At 68.9% G+C, this 15,041-nt stretch carries 12 protein-coding genes; 4 read left to right on the top strand and 8 right to left on the bottom strand.

The genetic code is table 11. The features are described 5' to 3' along the window. The first annotated feature begins 41 nt into the window (after positions 1 to 41). On the top strand, positions 42 to 2,675 hold the full coding sequence (locus tag DID99_RS05670) for an MMPL family transporter (protein WP_124666280.1): 2,634 nt from the start codon (positions 42 to 44) through the stop codon (positions 2,673 to 2,675). Next, on the top strand, positions 2,668 to 3,672 hold the full coding sequence (locus DID99_RS05665; protein ID WP_124485982.1) for a VacJ family lipoprotein: 1,005 nt from the start codon (positions 2,668 to 2,670) through the stop codon (positions 3,670 to 3,672). Before DID99_RS05670 ends, DID99_RS05665 begins: the two co-directional genes overlap by 8 nt. Positions 3,673 to 3,784: 112 nt before the next feature. Here DID99_RS05665 and DID99_RS05660 read toward each other — a convergent pair whose 3' ends face one another. The 5 genes from DID99_RS05660 to DID99_RS05640 form a co-directional block, all read right to left on the bottom strand. Continuing rightward, positions 3,785 to 4,492 carry a phosphorylase gene (locus tag DID99_RS05660; protein ID WP_082088758.1) on the bottom strand — a complete coding sequence of 236 codons (708 nt, stop codon included), beginning with the start codon at positions 4,490 to 4,492 and terminating at the stop codon, positions 3,785 to 3,787. Between the two features lie 3 nt (positions 4,493 to 4,495). After that, on the bottom strand, positions 4,496 to 6,469 hold the full coding sequence (shc, locus tag DID99_RS05655) for a squalene--hopene cyclase (RefSeq protein ID WP_124666279.1): 1,974 nt from the start codon (positions 6,467 to 6,469) through the stop codon (positions 4,496 to 4,498). Between the two features lie 15 nt (positions 6,470 to 6,484). Next, the gene (hpnE, locus tag DID99_RS05650) at positions 6,485 to 7,738 is read right to left on the bottom strand and encodes a hydroxysqualene dehydroxylase HpnE (RefSeq protein WP_044848865.1); all 1,254 of its coding nucleotides are present in this window, start codon (positions 7,736 to 7,738) and stop codon (positions 6,485 to 6,487) included. A 4-nt stretch (positions 7,739 to 7,742) separates the two neighbouring features. Next, the gene (hpnD, locus tag DID99_RS05645) at positions 7,743 to 8,591 is read right to left on the bottom strand and encodes a presqualene diphosphate synthase HpnD (protein WP_044848864.1); all 849 of its coding nucleotides are present in this window, start codon (positions 8,589 to 8,591) and stop codon (positions 7,743 to 7,745) included. 248 nt (positions 8,592 to 8,839) lie between these two features. Further along, positions 8,840 to 9,172 (bottom strand): hypothetical protein, encoded by a 333-nt coding sequence (locus tag DID99_RS05640; RefSeq protein ID WP_044848863.1) that lies wholly within the window; start codon positions 9,170 to 9,172, stop codon positions 8,840 to 8,842. A gap of 216 nt (positions 9,173 to 9,388) precedes the next feature. On the opposite strand from DID99_RS05640, the gene DID99_RS05635 reads away from it, so the two are divergent. Continuing rightward, complete coding sequence (locus DID99_RS05635) at positions 9,389 to 10,273, top strand: alpha/beta fold hydrolase (protein WP_124520170.1); 885 nt, start codon at positions 9,389 to 9,391, stop codon at positions 10,271 to 10,273. Positions 10,274 to 10,385: 112 nt separating this feature from the next. Here the strand turns inward: DID99_RS05635 and DID99_RS05625 are convergent, their stop codons facing one another. Genes DID99_RS05625 through DID99_RS05615 form a run of 3 tightly spaced genes read right to left on the bottom strand, consistent with a single transcriptional unit; the run spans position 10,386 to position 12,326 of the window. Continuing rightward, a complete protein-coding gene (locus DID99_RS05625) occupies positions 10,386 to 11,342 on the bottom strand; it encodes a diguanylate cyclase (RefSeq protein ID WP_124485978.1) in 957 nt (318 codons plus the stop codon). After that, entirely contained in the window at positions 11,339 to 11,965 is a 627-nt protein-coding gene (locus DID99_RS05620) for a chemotaxis protein CheC (RefSeq protein ID WP_124520174.1), read from the bottom strand. Before DID99_RS05620 ends, DID99_RS05625 begins: the two co-directional genes overlap by 4 nt. Further along, entirely contained in the window at positions 11,958 to 12,326 is a 369-nt protein-coding gene (locus DID99_RS05615; RefSeq protein WP_040138947.1) for a response regulator, read from the bottom strand. The genes DID99_RS05620 and DID99_RS05615 overlap by 8 nt, the downstream gene beginning before the upstream one ends. A 467-nt stretch (positions 12,327 to 12,793) precedes the next feature. Here DID99_RS05615 and DID99_RS05605 point away from each other — a divergent pair, with 467 nt between their 5' ends. After that, the gene (locus DID99_RS05605; protein ID WP_044848765.1) at positions 12,794 to 15,037 is read left to right on the top strand and encodes a hybrid sensor histidine kinase/response regulator; all 2,244 of its coding nucleotides are present in this window, start codon (positions 12,794 to 12,796) and stop codon (positions 15,035 to 15,037) included. Positions 15,038 to 15,041: the final 4 nt, after the last annotated feature.

Genomic DNA, 15,041 nt, shown 5'->3' with positions numbered 1-15,041 from the left:
TACTCTTTGCCTTGTCCTTGCCAGCCCCTCCCCACCGCCACATGGTGACTTCTCTCATCGTCCGACTCGTCGCATTGTCGGTACGCCGCCCCGTCTGGGTCGTCGTGCTGTCGCTCGTCATCGCCGTCTTCAGCGGCGTCTACGTCGCGCAGCACTTCAAGATCAACACGGACATCAGCAAGCTCGTCGACGCGGAACCGCAGTGGGCCGCGCTCGGCCAGGCCGTCGACAAGGCCTTCCCGCAACGCAACGGCACGATCCTCGCGGTAGTCGAGGCACCGGCCCCCGAATTCGCGACGGCCGCCGCGCACACGCTCACCGAAGCCCTGCGCAAGCAGGCCGACGCCGGCCGCATCGGCCAGGTCGCCGAACCCGGCGGCGGCCCGTTCTTCGAGCACAACGGGCTGCTGTTCCTGTCGCCGCAGGAAGTGTCGGATACGACGTCGCAGCTCGCGAGCGCGCGGCCGCTCGTCAACGAACTCGCGAAGAACCCGAGCCTGACCGGGCTCGCGACCACGCTGTCCACCACGCTCGGCCAGCCGCTCCTGACCGGCCAGGTGAAGCTGCCCGCGATGGCGAAGCTGCTCGCGCGCAGCGCCGCGACGGTCGACGACGTGCTGGCCGGCAGGCCCGCCGCGTTCTCGTGGCGCGGGCTGGTCGACAGCGATGCCGCACGCCAGCCGGCACGCGCGTTCGTCACGGTGCAGCCGGTCGTCGACTATGGCGCGCTGAAGGCCGGTGCCGAAACGACCCGGGTGATCCGCGACACGGCGAAAGCGCTCGGCATCGAGCAACGCTACGGCGCGGTCGTGCGCCTGACCGGCGAACAGCCGCTCGCCGACGACGAATTCGCGTCGGTGCAAGACGGCGCCGCGCTCAACGGCGTGCTCACGCTGCTCGCCGTGCTCGTGATCCTGTGGCTCGCGCTGCGCTCGAAGCGGATGATCGGCTCGGTGCTCGTCACGCTGTTCGTCGGCCTCGTCGTGACGGCCGCGCTCGGCCTCGCGATGGTCGGTTCGCTGAACATGATCTCGGTCGCGTTCATGGTGCTGTTCGTCGGCCTCGGCGTCGACTTCTCGATCCAGTACGGCGTGAAGTACCGCGAGGAACGCTTCCGCGATCCGCGCATCGATCACGCGCTGGTCGGCGCCGCGCACTCGATGGGCATGCCGCTCGCGCTCGCCACCGCGGCGGTTGCGGCGAGCTTCTTCTCGTTCATTCCCACGGCCTATCGCGGCGTGTCCGAGCTCGGCCTGATCGCGGGCGTCGGGATGTTCGTCGCGCTGCTGACCACGCTCACGCTGCTGCCCGCGCTGCTGCGCCTGTTCGCGCCGCCGGGCGAATCGAAGACGCCGGGCTTTCCGTGGCTCGCCCCCGTCGACGACTTCCTCGATCGCCATCGCAAGCCGATCCTGATCGGCACGCTCGCGGTCGTGATCGGCGCGCTGCCGCTGCTCGCGTTCCTGCACTTCGATTTCAACCCGCTGCACCTGAAGGATCCGAACAGCGAATCGATGGCGACGCTGCTCGCGCTGAAGGATTCGCCCGAAGCGGCCGTCAACGACGTCACGCTGCTCGCGCCGTCGCTCGCCGAGGCCGACGCGGCCGCGAAGCGCCTCGACGCGCTGCCGGAAGTCGGCCGCACGACGACGCTCACGACCTTCGTGCCGGCCGACCAGCCGGCCAAGCGCGCGGCGATCGCCGCGGCCGCGAGCGAGCTGCTGCCCGCGCTGACGCAGCCGGCCGCGCCGGCCGCGACCGATGCGCAGCGCGTCGCCGCGCTCAAGCGCGTGTCGGACCTGCTCAGCTACGCGGCGGAAGATCACCCGGGCCCCGGTGCCGCCGCCGCGCAGCATCTGTCGGCGTCGCTCGCGAAGCTGGCCACCGCCGACAGCGCGGCGCGCGATCGCGCCGAACGCGCGTTCTCCGACACGCTGCGCATCGCGCTCAACCAGCTCGCGACGCTGCTGCAACCGCAGGACATCACGCGCGAATCGCTGCCGCCGCAGATCGTGCGCGACTGGGTCGCGCCGGACGGCCACGCGCTCGTGCAGATTTCGCCGAAGGTGCCGAAGGGCGTCGACCCGAACGACGACACGATGCTGCGCCGCTTCGCGAAGACGGTGAAGGCGGCGGAACCCGGCGCGACCGGCGGGCCGATCTCGATCCTGCATTCGGCCGACACGATCATCAACGCGTTCCTGCACGCGGCGCTGTGGTCGATCCTCTCGATCACGATCCTGCTGTGGATCACGCTGCGCCGCTTCGGCGACGTGCTGCGCACGCTGGTGCCGCTGCTCGTGTCGGGGCTCGTCACGCTCGAGATGTGCGTCGTGCTCGGCATGTCGCTGAACTTCGCGAACATCATCGCGCTGCCGCTGATGCTCGGCGTCGGCGTCGCGTTCAAGGTGTACTTCGTGATGGCGTGGCGCGCAGGCCAGACGGGCCTGCTGCATTCGAGCCTCACGCACGCGGTGCTGTTCAGTGCCGCGACGACCGCAACCGCCTTCGGCAGCCTGTGGCTGTCGCATCATCCGGGCACGTCGAGCATGGGCAAGCTGCTCGCGCTGGCGTTGACCTGCACCCTGATCGGCGCCGTGGTGTTTCAGCCCGTCCTGATGGGCAAACCGCGCGTCAAACGCGCCAAGAACCAATTGCAAGGAAACAATGAATAAGGTGCGAATCATTGCGGCGACCGTCGCTGCCAGCGCAGTGCTGAGCGGCTGCGCGACGGGCCCGAACCGCAACCCCAACGACCCGCTCGAGCCGATGAACCGGGCGATGTACAAGTTCAACGACACGGTCGACACGAACATCGCCGTGCCGATCGCGAAGGGTTACCAGAAGATCACGCCGACGCCCGTGCGTACCGCGATCAGCAATTTCTTCTCGAACCTCGGCGATCTCGGCAACATGGCGAACAACTTGTTGCAGCTGCGCATCACCGATGCGACGCAGGACCTGATGCGCGTGGCGATGAACTCGGTGTTCGGCGTCGCCGGCCTGATCGACATCGCGACGCCGGCCGGGCTGCCGAAGCATCACCAGGATTTCGGGCTGACGATGGCGCGCTGGGGCATGCCGTCCGGCCCGTACCTCGTGCTGCCCGTGTTCGGGCCGAGCACGATCCGCGACGGCGTCGGCCGCGCGGTGGACGTCCGCTTCAACCTGCTCAACTACATCGAGCCGGCCGTGCGCAATCCGATGTACATCGCGCAATTCATCAGCGCGCGTTCGGATCTGCTCGGCGCGACCGATCTGCTGAAGCAGGCGGCACTCGATCCGTACTCGTTCGTCCGCGATGCGTATCTGCAGCAGCGCAAGTCGCTGACGTATCACGGCCAGTCGGCGTCGGCCGCGCCGCCGAACTACACGGAGCCGGGTGAAGCGGGAGCGGTGCCGGCGGCCACGCCGGCCGTGCCGGGCTTGCCGAACTACGAGGATCCGGGCGAGTCGGGCGGCGCGCCGAACAACGCGCCGGCGGCGCCGGGCTTGCCGCAGTACGACGATCCGGGTGCGGACGGCGCGATGCCCGCGAGCGCGCCTGCCGCGGCCTCGGCCGCTGCGCCCGTGGCGGCGCCGAGCGGGGCGACGACGGCGCCGGCCTCCAACGGCGCGCCGATCGCTCCAGCGATGCCGACCCTGCCCGCGAGCGCACCGGCCGCGCAGTAACGCGGCACGGAACCCGCCGACAAGCCGAAGCGCGCTGCATCACGCAGCGCGCTTTTTTTGTGCGTCCGGAAAACGGGAACGGAAGGGGGAGAGGAGAAGCGGCGAACGCCGCTCAGACGATCCGCATCGCGCCCGCACGCTCGAATGCGTGCCGCGCCTGGATCAGCGTCGTGCGTGCCGCGCGCGCGTCGCCCGCGACCTGCAGCAGCGGGCCGAGCTGCGACGGCTGCTTCAGCAGTTCGCGCAGGATCGGCAGGATGGCCGTGCTGCCGTCGTCGCGCAGGCCGGCCGTCGCCGCGCGCGGCAGCGTGCGCCACGCCGGGTCGACGATCGCGCGGCACACCGCGAACGGTACGCCGCGCGACGCCGCGAAGGCCGCGGCGATATGCGATTCCATGTCGACGGCGAGCGCGCCCTTCGCGCGATGCAGCGACGTCTTTTCCTGTTCGCTGACCACCGGCGCGCCGACCGCCGCCATCGTGCCGCGCGTGACGCGTGCCCATACCGGCGTGTCGTGCAGTGCGGCGACGAGCCGCGCGCTCCAGCCCGGATCGGTCTGCACGCGGCCGAACGGCCCGTCGATCGCGTCCGCGATCACGAGCGCGCCGGGTGCGAGATCGGGCGCGAGCCCGCCTGCCGTGCCGAAGCTCACGATGCCCGCGCAACCGCGCGCGGTCGCCTCGGCCAGCGCACGCTCGAGGCGGTCGGCCCGCGCGGCAAACACGGCCTCGACGCCCTGACCGCGCGCGATGCGCGCCTCGAACGCCATCCCCGTGACGGCGATGACGGGCAACGTGCCGTTGTGCTGCGTCGGCGCCACGCGTTACATCCCGACCGTCACGCGCGTCGCGTTGGCGCGCTTCAGGTTGCGATAGCGCGCGAGCGCCCACAGCGGGAAGAACTTGCGATAGCCGTGATAGCGCAGATAGAACACGCGCGGGAAGCCGGTTGCCGTGAAGCGCGTCTCGTCCCACAGGCCTTCTTCGTTCTGCTGACCGATCAGGTAGTCGACGCCGCGTGCAACGGCCGGGTTGTTCACCTCGCCGGCCGCCATCAGGCCGAGCAACGCCCAGGCCGTCTGCGACGCGGTGCTCGGCGCCTGCTCGAAACCGCGGTAATTCAGCTTGTAGCTGTCGCCGTCCTCGCCCCAGCCGCCGTCCTTGTTCTGGATCGACAGCAGCCACTGCGCGCCGCGCTTCATGCGCGGATCGTCCGGCGTCAGGCCGGCCGCGTTCAGCGAGCACAGGGCCGTCCACGTGCCGTACACGTAGTTCATCCCCCAGCGGCCGTACCAGCTGCCGTCCGGCTCCTGCTCCTTAAGCATGTAATCGAGCGCGCGACGGGCCGGCTCGCTGTTCAGCGGCGTCTCGCCGAGCTGCGACAGCATCGACAGGCAGCGGCCCGACACGTCGGCGGTCGGCGGATCGAGCAGCGCACCGTGATCGGAGAACGGAATGTTGTTCAGGTAGTACTGCGTGTTTTCCGGTTCGAACGCGCCCCAGCCGCCGTCGCTGCTCTGCATGCCGACGACCCATTCGCGCGCGCGCGCCATCGAGTCGCGATACGTGTCCGTCTGCCTGAGCTTCTGCGCGCGGTTCATCGCCATCACGACCACAGCCGTGTCGTCGACGTCAGGGTAGTGCGCGTTCGCGTACTGGAACGCCCAGCCGCCGGGCCGCACGTGCGGCCGGCGCGAGATCCAGTCGCCGCGCACGTCGAGGATCTGCAGCGGGCGCAGCCAGTCGAGGCCGCGCAGCACGGCTTCCTCGGCACGCGCGTCACCGGTTTCGAGCAGCGCATGCGCGACGAGCGACGTGTCCCACACCGGCGACAGGCACGGCTGGCAATACGCTTCGTCCTCGTGCACGACGAGCAGCTTCTCGAGCGCCTTGCGCGCGATCGCGCGGTTCGGATGATCTTCCGCATAGCCGAGCACGTCGTACATCATCACCGCGTTGGCCATCGCCGGATAGATCGCGCCGAGGCCGTCCTCGCCGTTCAGGCGCTCGTCGACGAACGACACGGCCTGGCGGATCGCGCGTTCGCGCGTGTAGTTCGGGAACAGGCCGTCGACCGCGCGCAGCGCATGGTCAACCACGCGGAAGAACGCGAACCAGCCGGGGCTCTGGTGGCCCTGGCGCGGCAGCAGGCCGGCGTTGACGGGCGGATCGATGAACAGCTCGTCGATGCGCACGCCTCGCGGGTTCTTCGCGATCGGGCGCTTCGCGTTCAGCACCAGCAGCGGCACGATCACGGTCCGCGCCCAGTACGACACCTTCGACAGGTGGAACGGGAACCACTGCGGCAGCAGCATGATCTCGACCGGCATCATCGGCACCGCGCGCCACGGAATCGCACCGTACAGCGCGAGCTGGATGCGCGTGAACACGTTCGACATCTCGGCGCCGCCCATCGCGTGGATCGCACGGCGCGCACGCTGCATGTGCTCGGCGTTCTCGTCGTCGCCGATCACCTTCAGCGCGAAATACGCCTTCACGCTCGCGCTGATGTTCGGCGCGCCGTCGGTGAACAGCGGCCAGCCGCCGTCGGCCTGCTGGATGCGGCGCAGATACTTGCCGATCTTCCGTTCGAGCTCGAGATTCGGCGTCTCGCCGAGATAGTGGACGAGCAGCACGTATTCGGCGGGAATCGTCGAATCGGCCTCGAGTTCGTAGACCCAGTGTCCGTCCGCGTTCTGCGCGGCCAGCAGCGCGTCGGTCGCGCCGGCGACGGCCGCGTCGAGCCCGGCCGGCACGGTGCCGGCGGACAGGGTGGCCATTTCGGTGAGATCGTTCATCGGTCCCTCTGTTGCTTACTGTGTCTGGAGCACGTCCGCGGCCAGCTGGCCGGAACGGATCGCGCCCTCGATCGTGGCGGGCAAGCCGGTGGCAATCCAGTCGCCCGCCAGCACGAGATTGGTCCAGCGCGTACGCACGGCCGGACGTTTCATTTCCTGCGACGGCACCGCCGCAAACCCCGCGCGCGGCTCGACCACGAGCTGCCACGCCGGCATGGTTTCCGGGTTCGCGCCGGTCACGCGCGCGACGTCTTCCCAGATGCGCCGCGCGAGCGCATCGCGCGGCATGTCGAGCCAGCGGCCCGCGTCGCGGATGGTCGCCGCGAGCGGACCGCCGCCGGTGCGCACCGCGTCGACGACGCCGTTGACGACGGTCGTCTGCAGCGGGCCGTCGGCCGGTGTATCGACCGCGAAATACGCGGTCACGACCGCACTGAACGTGTCGGGCGCGGTGAGATCCGGGACGAGCGGCTGCGCGACCTCGGGCGGCACGGCCAGCACGACCGCGTCGCCCGGTGCGAGATCGACGCGCTCGCCGCCGATCGCGACCGCATCGACCGCGTTGCCGTGCGCGCCGAATTCGAACGCATCGAGCCGCGAATTCAGCCGGATCTGCGCGCCGCCGTGCTGCAGCATCCGCAGCGCCGGTTCGACGAATGCGCTGCCGAGCCCGTGGCGCGCGACGAGCGGGCGCCATCCGGGGCCGCCCGCGGCAAACGTGCCGCACAGCGCCGCGCGCGCGAGTTCGGCGCTCGCGTGGCGCGGCTCGACGTTCAGCACCCCGAGGAAATACGGCCGCAGCCAACGGTCCCACAGCACGCCGTCGCAGCGCATCGTCTGTGCGAGTGAGCGGCCGGTGCGCGCGAACGCGAGCGAGGCCAGCGCAAGATAATCGAGCGGCGTGGTGCCCGGCGCGCGCGATGCGGCGTCGAACAGCCACGACGGCCAGCGCCCGTTGCCGAAACGCAGCGTCCAGCGCTGCTGCGACGCGACGTCGACCACCGGACATTCAGGCAGCGCGGGCCCCGTGAGCCGATCGGCCGCGCCGATCGCGCGCAGGTAGCGCTGGGTCGCGGATTGCCCCGCGAAAACCTGATGCAGCCCGCTGTCGAGCGTCGTGTTCAGCACGCCGTCGAACCATGAGCGGCAGCGGCCGCCCGCATGCGCATGCGCGTCGTGCAGCACGATGCGCCGCCCGCGGCGTTGCAGCTCGACGGCGGCCGACAGCCCCGCGAGTCCTGCACCGATCACGTGGACGGTTCTGGGCATCGGCTCAGAACAGCGCGTAGCGCGCGGCGATCATCAGCATGCGCGCCTTCGGCTTGCGCAGCGGCGCGCGCGGGGCGGCGAAGCCGCGCGCGATCGCGGCCTCCAGGATGCAGCGATACGCGCCCGACATGATGCGCGGCGCCTTCACCTGCGCACGCGTGCACGTATCCATCACGGCGTCCGCTTCGCGGAAGTGCTCGAGCGCGCGCTCGACGAGCGTCGCGCATACGCGCGGCAGCGCCGGATCGCGCACGATCGTCGCCGGATCGGTGATCGCGATGCCTTCGCGCGCGAGCAGCTCGCGCGGCAGGTAGCAGCGGTTGATCGCCGCGTCGTCGTCGATGTCGCGCAGGATGTTCGTCAGCTGCAACGCGCGGCCGAGGTGGTGCGACAGCTTGATGCCTGCCGCCTCCGGGATCCCGAAAATCCTCACCGACAGCCGGCCGGCCGCGCTCGCCACGCGATCGCAGAACAGGTCGAGCGTCGGTTCGTCCGGCGCACAGATGTCCTCGGCGGCGTCCATCGCCATCCCGTCGATCATCGCGTGGAAGTCCTCGCGCTTCAGGTCGAACGCGCGGATCTCGCGCTCGAGCGCGACCAGATGGCGCGGCGGCTGGCCGGCGAAGCACGCATCGATGTCCGCGCGCCAGCGATCGAGGCCCGCGTTGCGCTCGGCGCGCGGCAGGTCGCTGTCGGCGATGTCGTCCACCGCACGGCAGAATGCATAGACCTGGAACATCGCGTCGCGCTGCACGGCCGGCAGGATGCGCATCGCCAGATAGAAAGAACTGCCCGATGTGACGGCAGCGGCGTCGGTTTCTTGTTCGTCCACGACGAGATTGGAAACGGCCAAGACGAGCTCCACGGAGACACCCACGCGGGGCGATTGAAGAAGCCATGCCCGGCTGGGTTGGTCAGGGCGTCAAATGCGTGCGAGATATGCGAACGATCGACGCAGACAGGCACAAATTACCGGCCGGAAGCCGGAATTGGGCGAAAGTATAGCAATCTTTGACGTTCGATGGCGGACACCGCCGCGCCCGGGGGCCCGCGCGGGGCTTGGGAGACCGGCCGCGGCGGGGAGCGGCGCCGCGCCGCCCGTCAGCCGTAGACGATGTCGCGCTGCAGGTCGAGCGCGATGAGCCCCATTTCGCGGGTCAGCTGCAGCATCGAGCGGCGTTCGAGCCGCGAGCCCATGAAGCTCGTCACGCGCCCGTCGGGCTCCGCCGTGAACTGGAACGACGGGCCGCCGGTGCCGAACCACGCGCCCGGCACGTCGGGCGATTCCTGCCAGTCGATCTGCTCGAATACGCGCGCGATCCCCGCGCGCACCATGTCGCTCGGGCCGATCGGCGGCGCGGTCTCGCCCAGGTCGTCGAGGGAATAGGGGCCGGGTTTGTCCGGCCGCCGGTAGAAGAGGTAATCGACGTTCATGGGGCGCAATCGGGAGCAAAGCGTCAAATTAGCGCGCTTCGGCGCAAATTCAAATCAGATCAAGACGAAATGTGGCCTGTACGAGACAAAAGCGCCGCATCGCGAGAGCCGGTGCGCGCCCGCGCACGCCCGGGCCGTGCGTTCATGCCGGGGCGCGCAGCTTCGTCGACGCGGCTTCGTCTAAGATGAACATCTTTCTCAAAAAACACGGACACCATGGAGACGAACGTAACCGCCACCGCGCCATCCGACCATCCCGTTTTCGTGCTGGTGCACGGCGCGTGGCACGGTGCGTGGTGCTACGCGCACGTCGCGGCCGCGCTGGCCGCGCGCGGCTACCTGTCGATCGCGCGCGACCTGCCCGCGCACGGCATCAACGCCCACTTTCCCGCATCCTATCTCGAACGGCCGCTCGACAAGGACGCCTTCGGCGCCGAGCCGTCGCCGGTCGCGAACACCACGCTCGACGATTACGCGACGCAGGTGATGCAGGCCGTCGACGACGCGTATGCGCTCGGTCGCGGCAAGGTCGTGCTCGTCGGGCACAGCATGGGCGGCCTCGCGATCACGGCCGCGGCGGAGCGTGCGCCGGAGAAGATCGCGAAGATCGTCTATCTCGCGGCGTTCATGCCCGCGTCGGGCGTGCCGGGCCTCGACTACGTGCGCGCACCCGAGAACAAGGGCGAAATGCTGGGCCCGCTGATGCTCGCGAGCCCGCGCGTCGCGGGCGCGCTGCGGATCGATCCGCACAGCGGCGATGCCGCGTATCGCGGGCTCGTGAAGCGCGCACTGTATGACGACGTGCCGCAGGCCGACTTCGAGGCGGTGGCGAACCTGATGACCTGCGACGTGCCGGCCGCGCCGTTCGCGACCGCGATCCCGACGACCGTCGCACGCTGGGGCGCGATCGATCGTCATTACATCAAGTGCCTGGCCGATCGCGTGATCCTGCCCGCGCTGCAGCAGCGCTTCATCGACGAAGCCGACGCATTCGTGCCCGGCAAGCCGACGCACGTGCACCAGCTCGACAGCAGCCATTCGCCGTTCGTGTCGCAGCCGGCCGTGCTGGCCGGCGTGCTGGCGGATATCGCGAAAAGCTGACGGAGGCGCGGCACGCGCGGTGTGCGGTGTGCGGTGTGCGGTGTGCGGTGTGCGGTGTGCGGTGTGCGGTGTGCGGTACGCCGCAGGTAACCGCGCTGCGGCCGCGCCGCGCTTACGCGTATGCGATCGACCGGTCGCGCCCGAGCCGCTTCGCGCGATAGAGCGCGGTATCGGCCTCGTTGACGAGCACGTCGCACGCCAGCGCGCCGGCCGTCGCGCACGCGCCGCCGACGCTCGCCGTCACCGGCACGCTGACGCCTTCCGCGTCGACTGGCGTGCTGCCGATCGCGTAGCGCACCTTGTCCGCTACCCGCATCGCTTCGTCGAGATTCGTGCACGGCAGCAGCAGCGCGAATTCCTCGCCGCCGAAACGGCCGAAAGTATCCTGCGCGCGCACGATCGACGCGACGCGGCGCGCCGTCTCGCGCAATACCGCATCGCCGGCCGCATGCCCGAACCGGTCGTTGATCGTCTTGAAGTGGTCGAGGTCGAACAGCAGCACCGACAGGTCGCCGCCGTAGCGCTGCCAGCGCGCGAACTCGTCACTGAGCCGCGCCTCGAAGAAGCGCCGGTTCGCGATGCCGGTGAGGCCGTCGAGATTCGCATGCTCGCGCAGCTTCGCGACCGCCTCCTCGCGCTCGCGCTGCATCACGCTCACGTGCGTGACGTCCGAGATCGTCACGCACACGGCCTCCACTTCGCGGCCGCGCGTGAGCGGCATGAACGTGCAATCCTGCTGCATGTAGTCGACGCCGCCCGTGATCGGCCGGTCGTGCTCGAAGCGAAACAGGTAGGGCCGCTGCTCCCAAGAGCTGAACGCGAAGCTGCCGAGCTGGAACACGCTCTCGAGCTTGCGCTCGAGCCACGCGCGCGGCAGCGCCGGAAAGCAGTCGAACAGGTTGCGACCGATCACCTCGGCGGCCGGGATGCCGCTGTGGTCCTGCATGAAGCGATTCCACATCAGCACGGTCATCGCGCGGTCGAGCACGAACAGGCCGAAGCCCACCCGTTCGATCACGAGGTCGCTCAGCGACGCGGCAGTGGCGGTGGCGGCGGGGGTCGCGTTCATAGCGCGGACAGCAACGCGTCGAGCGCTTCGCCCATCAGCCGGATCGAGTCCTCGGCCATCAGCATCACGAAATGTGCGCGGAACGCGTGATCCTCGAGACCGAAGTTCACTTCGAGCAGCAGCGCGACGCTCCAGGCCAGCGCGGTCGGCTGGAACACGTCGTCGAACGACACGTTCGCGCCGAGCAGCCCCGGCGGGAAAAACACGGGCTTGCGGCCGAGCTCGTCGAGGATCGACGCGACGCATGCGCTCATCAGCACGTTCGAGACATCGAACACGAGTTCGTCCTGCGTGGCCATGCCGGCATACACGCCGTCGCCGAACGTGCGCTCCATCAGCGACATGAGCCGCGCGACGCCCGCGCTGCGGCACAGCACGATCGCCTCGCCCTTGATGTCGGAACGGAATCCCTGGCGCACGGCCGTCACATTTTCGTGGATGCCCGTCATCTCGCGCAGCGCGTCGCCCGCATCGGCGGCCTTCACGACGCGCACGCGCGGTACCGACAGCTCGATGAAGTGCCCGAGCAGCAGCGCGAGCCGTGCGGCGGCACGGCCCATCGCGAGGTTGGCGATTTCCTGCAACGCGTCGCGTTGCTCCGCCGTGAACACCGATTCAGGCATACAACCCATACTCCTTGAGAATGGGCAGCAACGCCTCCGACGTCACGGGCTTGGCAACGAATGCGATCGCGCCCAATTCGCGCACGCGTGCTTGCGCCTGCGGCTGAATATCGGCGGATACCACGATCACGAACGTGTTCAGGTCTTCGTGGCGCAGTGTCTCGAGCACCTGATAGCCGTTCATGTCGGGCATCGTCAGGTCCAGAAACATCACGGAAGCCTTGCCGTCACGATAGAGCGCCAGGGCCTCACGACCATTCGCCGCATACGCGACGTCGACGTCCCAGTCTCCCGGCAGTGCCTTTGTCAGAAGTTTGCGAGCGAGCAAGGAGTCGTCGGCGATCACGATCGGCAAAGGCATGGCGGCGAAGCGGTATACGGAATGGTCTCTCTCGCGTTAACGACCGCGCGGCGCGCTTCTTTAGGCGCCATGCGATCAAGCGCGGCCACCGCCGTGCGGCCGCGCGCGGGCGCCGCGGCGCGAGGCACGCGACACACCGCGCCGCAAACGCCGGCGGGCGCATATATCTGTCATGGGGAAAGCAAGGCGCGATTCTCTGAGTAAACCGAAGGCGGTGCAACTCGCCATTTTCACCATTTCGAACAAAATCGCTTCATTCGCCCGGCATTCCGAAAACAGCCGCGACCATTTTCGAGATAAGCACGCAAAATTTTTCTTTGTGTACGTTTGCGCTGCCGGATTCATAGCGTTTTCAAACTTTCACCGTGCCCCTGTCGGAATCACCAGGTTGCACATCGGTGCGGCGGTACGGCGCACGTGCGCAACTCGTTTATGATGGAACACCTCCGCTTCACCCGCTTTCTTCGATGACGTCCGAACGTCCCGCCGACTCCCGCACGCACACCGCACCGCCCGCCGACGACTGGCAGGACGACGGCAACTATGCGTCCGGCGCGCCCGAGCACGATTTCGCGGTCCGGCGCGTGACGCTGATCGTGCTGCTGGTCGCGGCGATCGTGCTGCCGTGCATCTACGTGTCGGTCATGGCGTACAACGACCTGAAGGCCCGCGAAGCCGCGGCGAGCGACGTGACGATGCGCACCGTGCGCGTCGCCGAGGAACATGCGCTCAAGGTGTTCGACCTGAGCGAGACGCTCGATGCGCGCATCGTCGACCTCGTGCAGGACATGGACGACGCCACCGTGCGCCGCCACGAATCCGACATCCACGAAGCGCTGAATACGATCGGCGGCGGCTATCCGCAGGTGGCCGCGGTGTCGATCTTCGGTGCGAGCGGGATGCTGCTCGCCAACAGCCTCTACTATCCGGCGCCCTATGCGTCGATCGCGAACCGCGACGACTTCGCCGGCATCCGCGACGGCCGCGTGATCGAACACATCTCGAAGCTGATGATGGGGCCGCTCAAGCTCGAGAACATCCCCGTGTTCAACACGGGCGTCGCGCGACGCCATAGCGACGGTTCGTTCGCCGGAATGGTGTCGATCGCGCTGAAGTCGTCGTATTTCAACGCGTTCTACCGCGACCTGCTCGGCGGCGCGGCCACCCCGATGACGATGGCGCTCGCGCGTTCCGACGGCGCGGTGATCGCGTCGTATCCGCCGCCGCCGTCGCTCGCGCACACCGATCTCACGGCCACCTTCGGCAACGCGCAAAGCGATCCGCGCGCGGGCGTCGTGCGGGTGCGCCACGACGGCGCCAGCAGCGAGATCGTCGCGTACCGCCAGGTCGGCAGCTACCCCGTGTACGTGACCTGCGCGTACCGCACGTCGGCGATCTGGCGTGAATGGTACGAACACCTGAGCGTGCTGTTCATCTCGATGTTCGCGCCGTCGATCGCGCTGTGGTCGGTGATCTGGCTGTCGCTGAAGCGGCTGAAGGCGGAAGAGGAGGCCTGGGACCGCTGGCAGGCCGAAGCGTCGATGCGACGTTCGATCGAATCCGCGTACCGGCAGTCGCGCAAGATGCAGGCGCTCGGCAACCTGGTCGGCAGCGTCGCGCACGACTTCAACAATCTGCTGATGATCATCTCGAGCAACGTGCAGATCGCGCGGCGACGCGGCGTCCAGCATCTCGACAAGGAACTCGGCGCGATCGAACGCGCGCTGAAGAACGGCCAGTCGCTCACGCGCCAGCTGCTCGGCGTCGCGCGCAAGCAGCCGCTGCACAGCGAGACGATCGACGTCGGTCAATGGCTCGGCACGTGCCGCGAACTGCTGAAGACGTCGCTCGGTTCGAAATCGCTGCTGGTCGTCGCGATCGAGCCCGGCGTATGGCCGATCCGGGTCGATGTCGCGGAGCTCGAGCTCGCGGTGATCAATCTCGCCGTCAACGCGCGCGATGCGATGACGGTCGGCGGCCGCTTCACCGTCGGCGCGCGCAACGTGACGCTGCGCCGCGAGGACGGCTTTCCGCTGACCGGCGACTTCGTGCAGATCTCGCTCGACGATACGGGCTCGGGCATGCCGCCCGACGTGCTCGCGCGCGCGTTCGAGCCGCTCTTCACGACGAAGGCGCAGGGGATGGGAACGGGGCTCGGGCTGCCGCAGGTGTTCGCGTTCTGCGAGCGCTCGGGCGGACTCGCGACGATCGACAGCGCGGTCGGCGCCGGGACCTCGGTGCGCCTCTACCTGCCGCGCGCACGCGTCGAGGACATCGTCGCGCGACCGCAGGCCGCCGTGCACGACGCGGGCGGGCTTGCCGGCCTGCACGTGCTGCTGGTCGAGGACAACAGCGAAGTCGCGGCCGGCACCGAGGCGCTGCTCACGCTGCTCGGGCACCGCGTCACCTATGCGCCCACCGCCGACGACGCACTGCGCCTGATCGAAGGCGCGGCCGCGAACGACGCATTCGACCTGGTGATCTCGGATATCCACATGCCGGGCCGCCTGAACGGCATCGATCTCGCCGAAGCGATCGACAAGCGGCCGGGGAAGCTGCCCGTGATCCTCGTCACGGGTTACGCGGAGGAACTCGACCGCACGCGTACCGTCGACGTGCGCGTGCTGTCGAAGCCGTTCGACATCGCGCTGCTCGACGAGATCCTGCTCGGCATCCGCGAAGCGCGCGACGCACGGCACGCCGGCGCCTGACCCG

Source organism: Burkholderia sp. Bp8986, assembly GCF_003854225.1.
In the GTDB taxonomy this organism is placed as follows: domain Bacteria; phylum Pseudomonadota; class Gammaproteobacteria; order Burkholderiales; family Burkholderiaceae; genus Burkholderia.
Note: the sequence above shows the minus strand (reverse complement) of the source record. Positions and strands in the feature narration are given on the sequence as shown.

Coding starts and splice junctions, on each gene's coding strand:
- DID99_RS05670 (WP_124666280.1), top strand. CDS start 42: ATGGTGACTTCTCTCATCGTCCGACTCGTCGCATTGTCGGTACGCCGC.
- DID99_RS05665 (WP_124485982.1), top strand. CDS start 2,668: ATGAATAAGGTGCGAATCATTGCGGCGACCGTCGCTGCCAGCGCAGTG.
- shc (WP_124666279.1), bottom strand. CDS start 6,469: ATGAACGATCTCACCGAAATGGCCACCCTGTCCGCCGGCACCGTGCCG.
- hpnE (WP_044848865.1), bottom strand. CDS start 7,738: ATGCCCAGAACCGTCCACGTGATCGGTGCAGGACTCGCGGGGCTGTCG.
- DID99_RS05640 (WP_044848863.1), bottom strand. CDS start 9,172: ATGAACGTCGATTACCTCTTCTACCGGCGGCCGGACAAACCCGGCCCC.
- DID99_RS05635 (WP_124520170.1), top strand. CDS start 9,389: ATGGAGACGAACGTAACCGCCACCGCGCCATCCGACCATCCCGTTTTC.
- DID99_RS05625 (WP_124485978.1), bottom strand. CDS start 11,342: ATGAACGCGACCCCCGCCGCCACCGCCACTGCCGCGTCGCTGAGCGAC.
- DID99_RS05620 (WP_124520174.1), bottom strand. CDS start 11,965: ATGCCTGAATCGGTGTTCACGGCGGAGCAACGCGACGCGTTGCAGGAA.
- DID99_RS05615 (WP_040138947.1), bottom strand. CDS start 12,326: ATGCCTTTGCCGATCGTGATCGCCGACGACTCCTTGCTCGCTCGCAAA.
- DID99_RS05605 (WP_044848765.1), top strand. CDS start 12,794: ATGACGTCCGAACGTCCCGCCGACTCCCGCACGCACACCGCACCGCCC.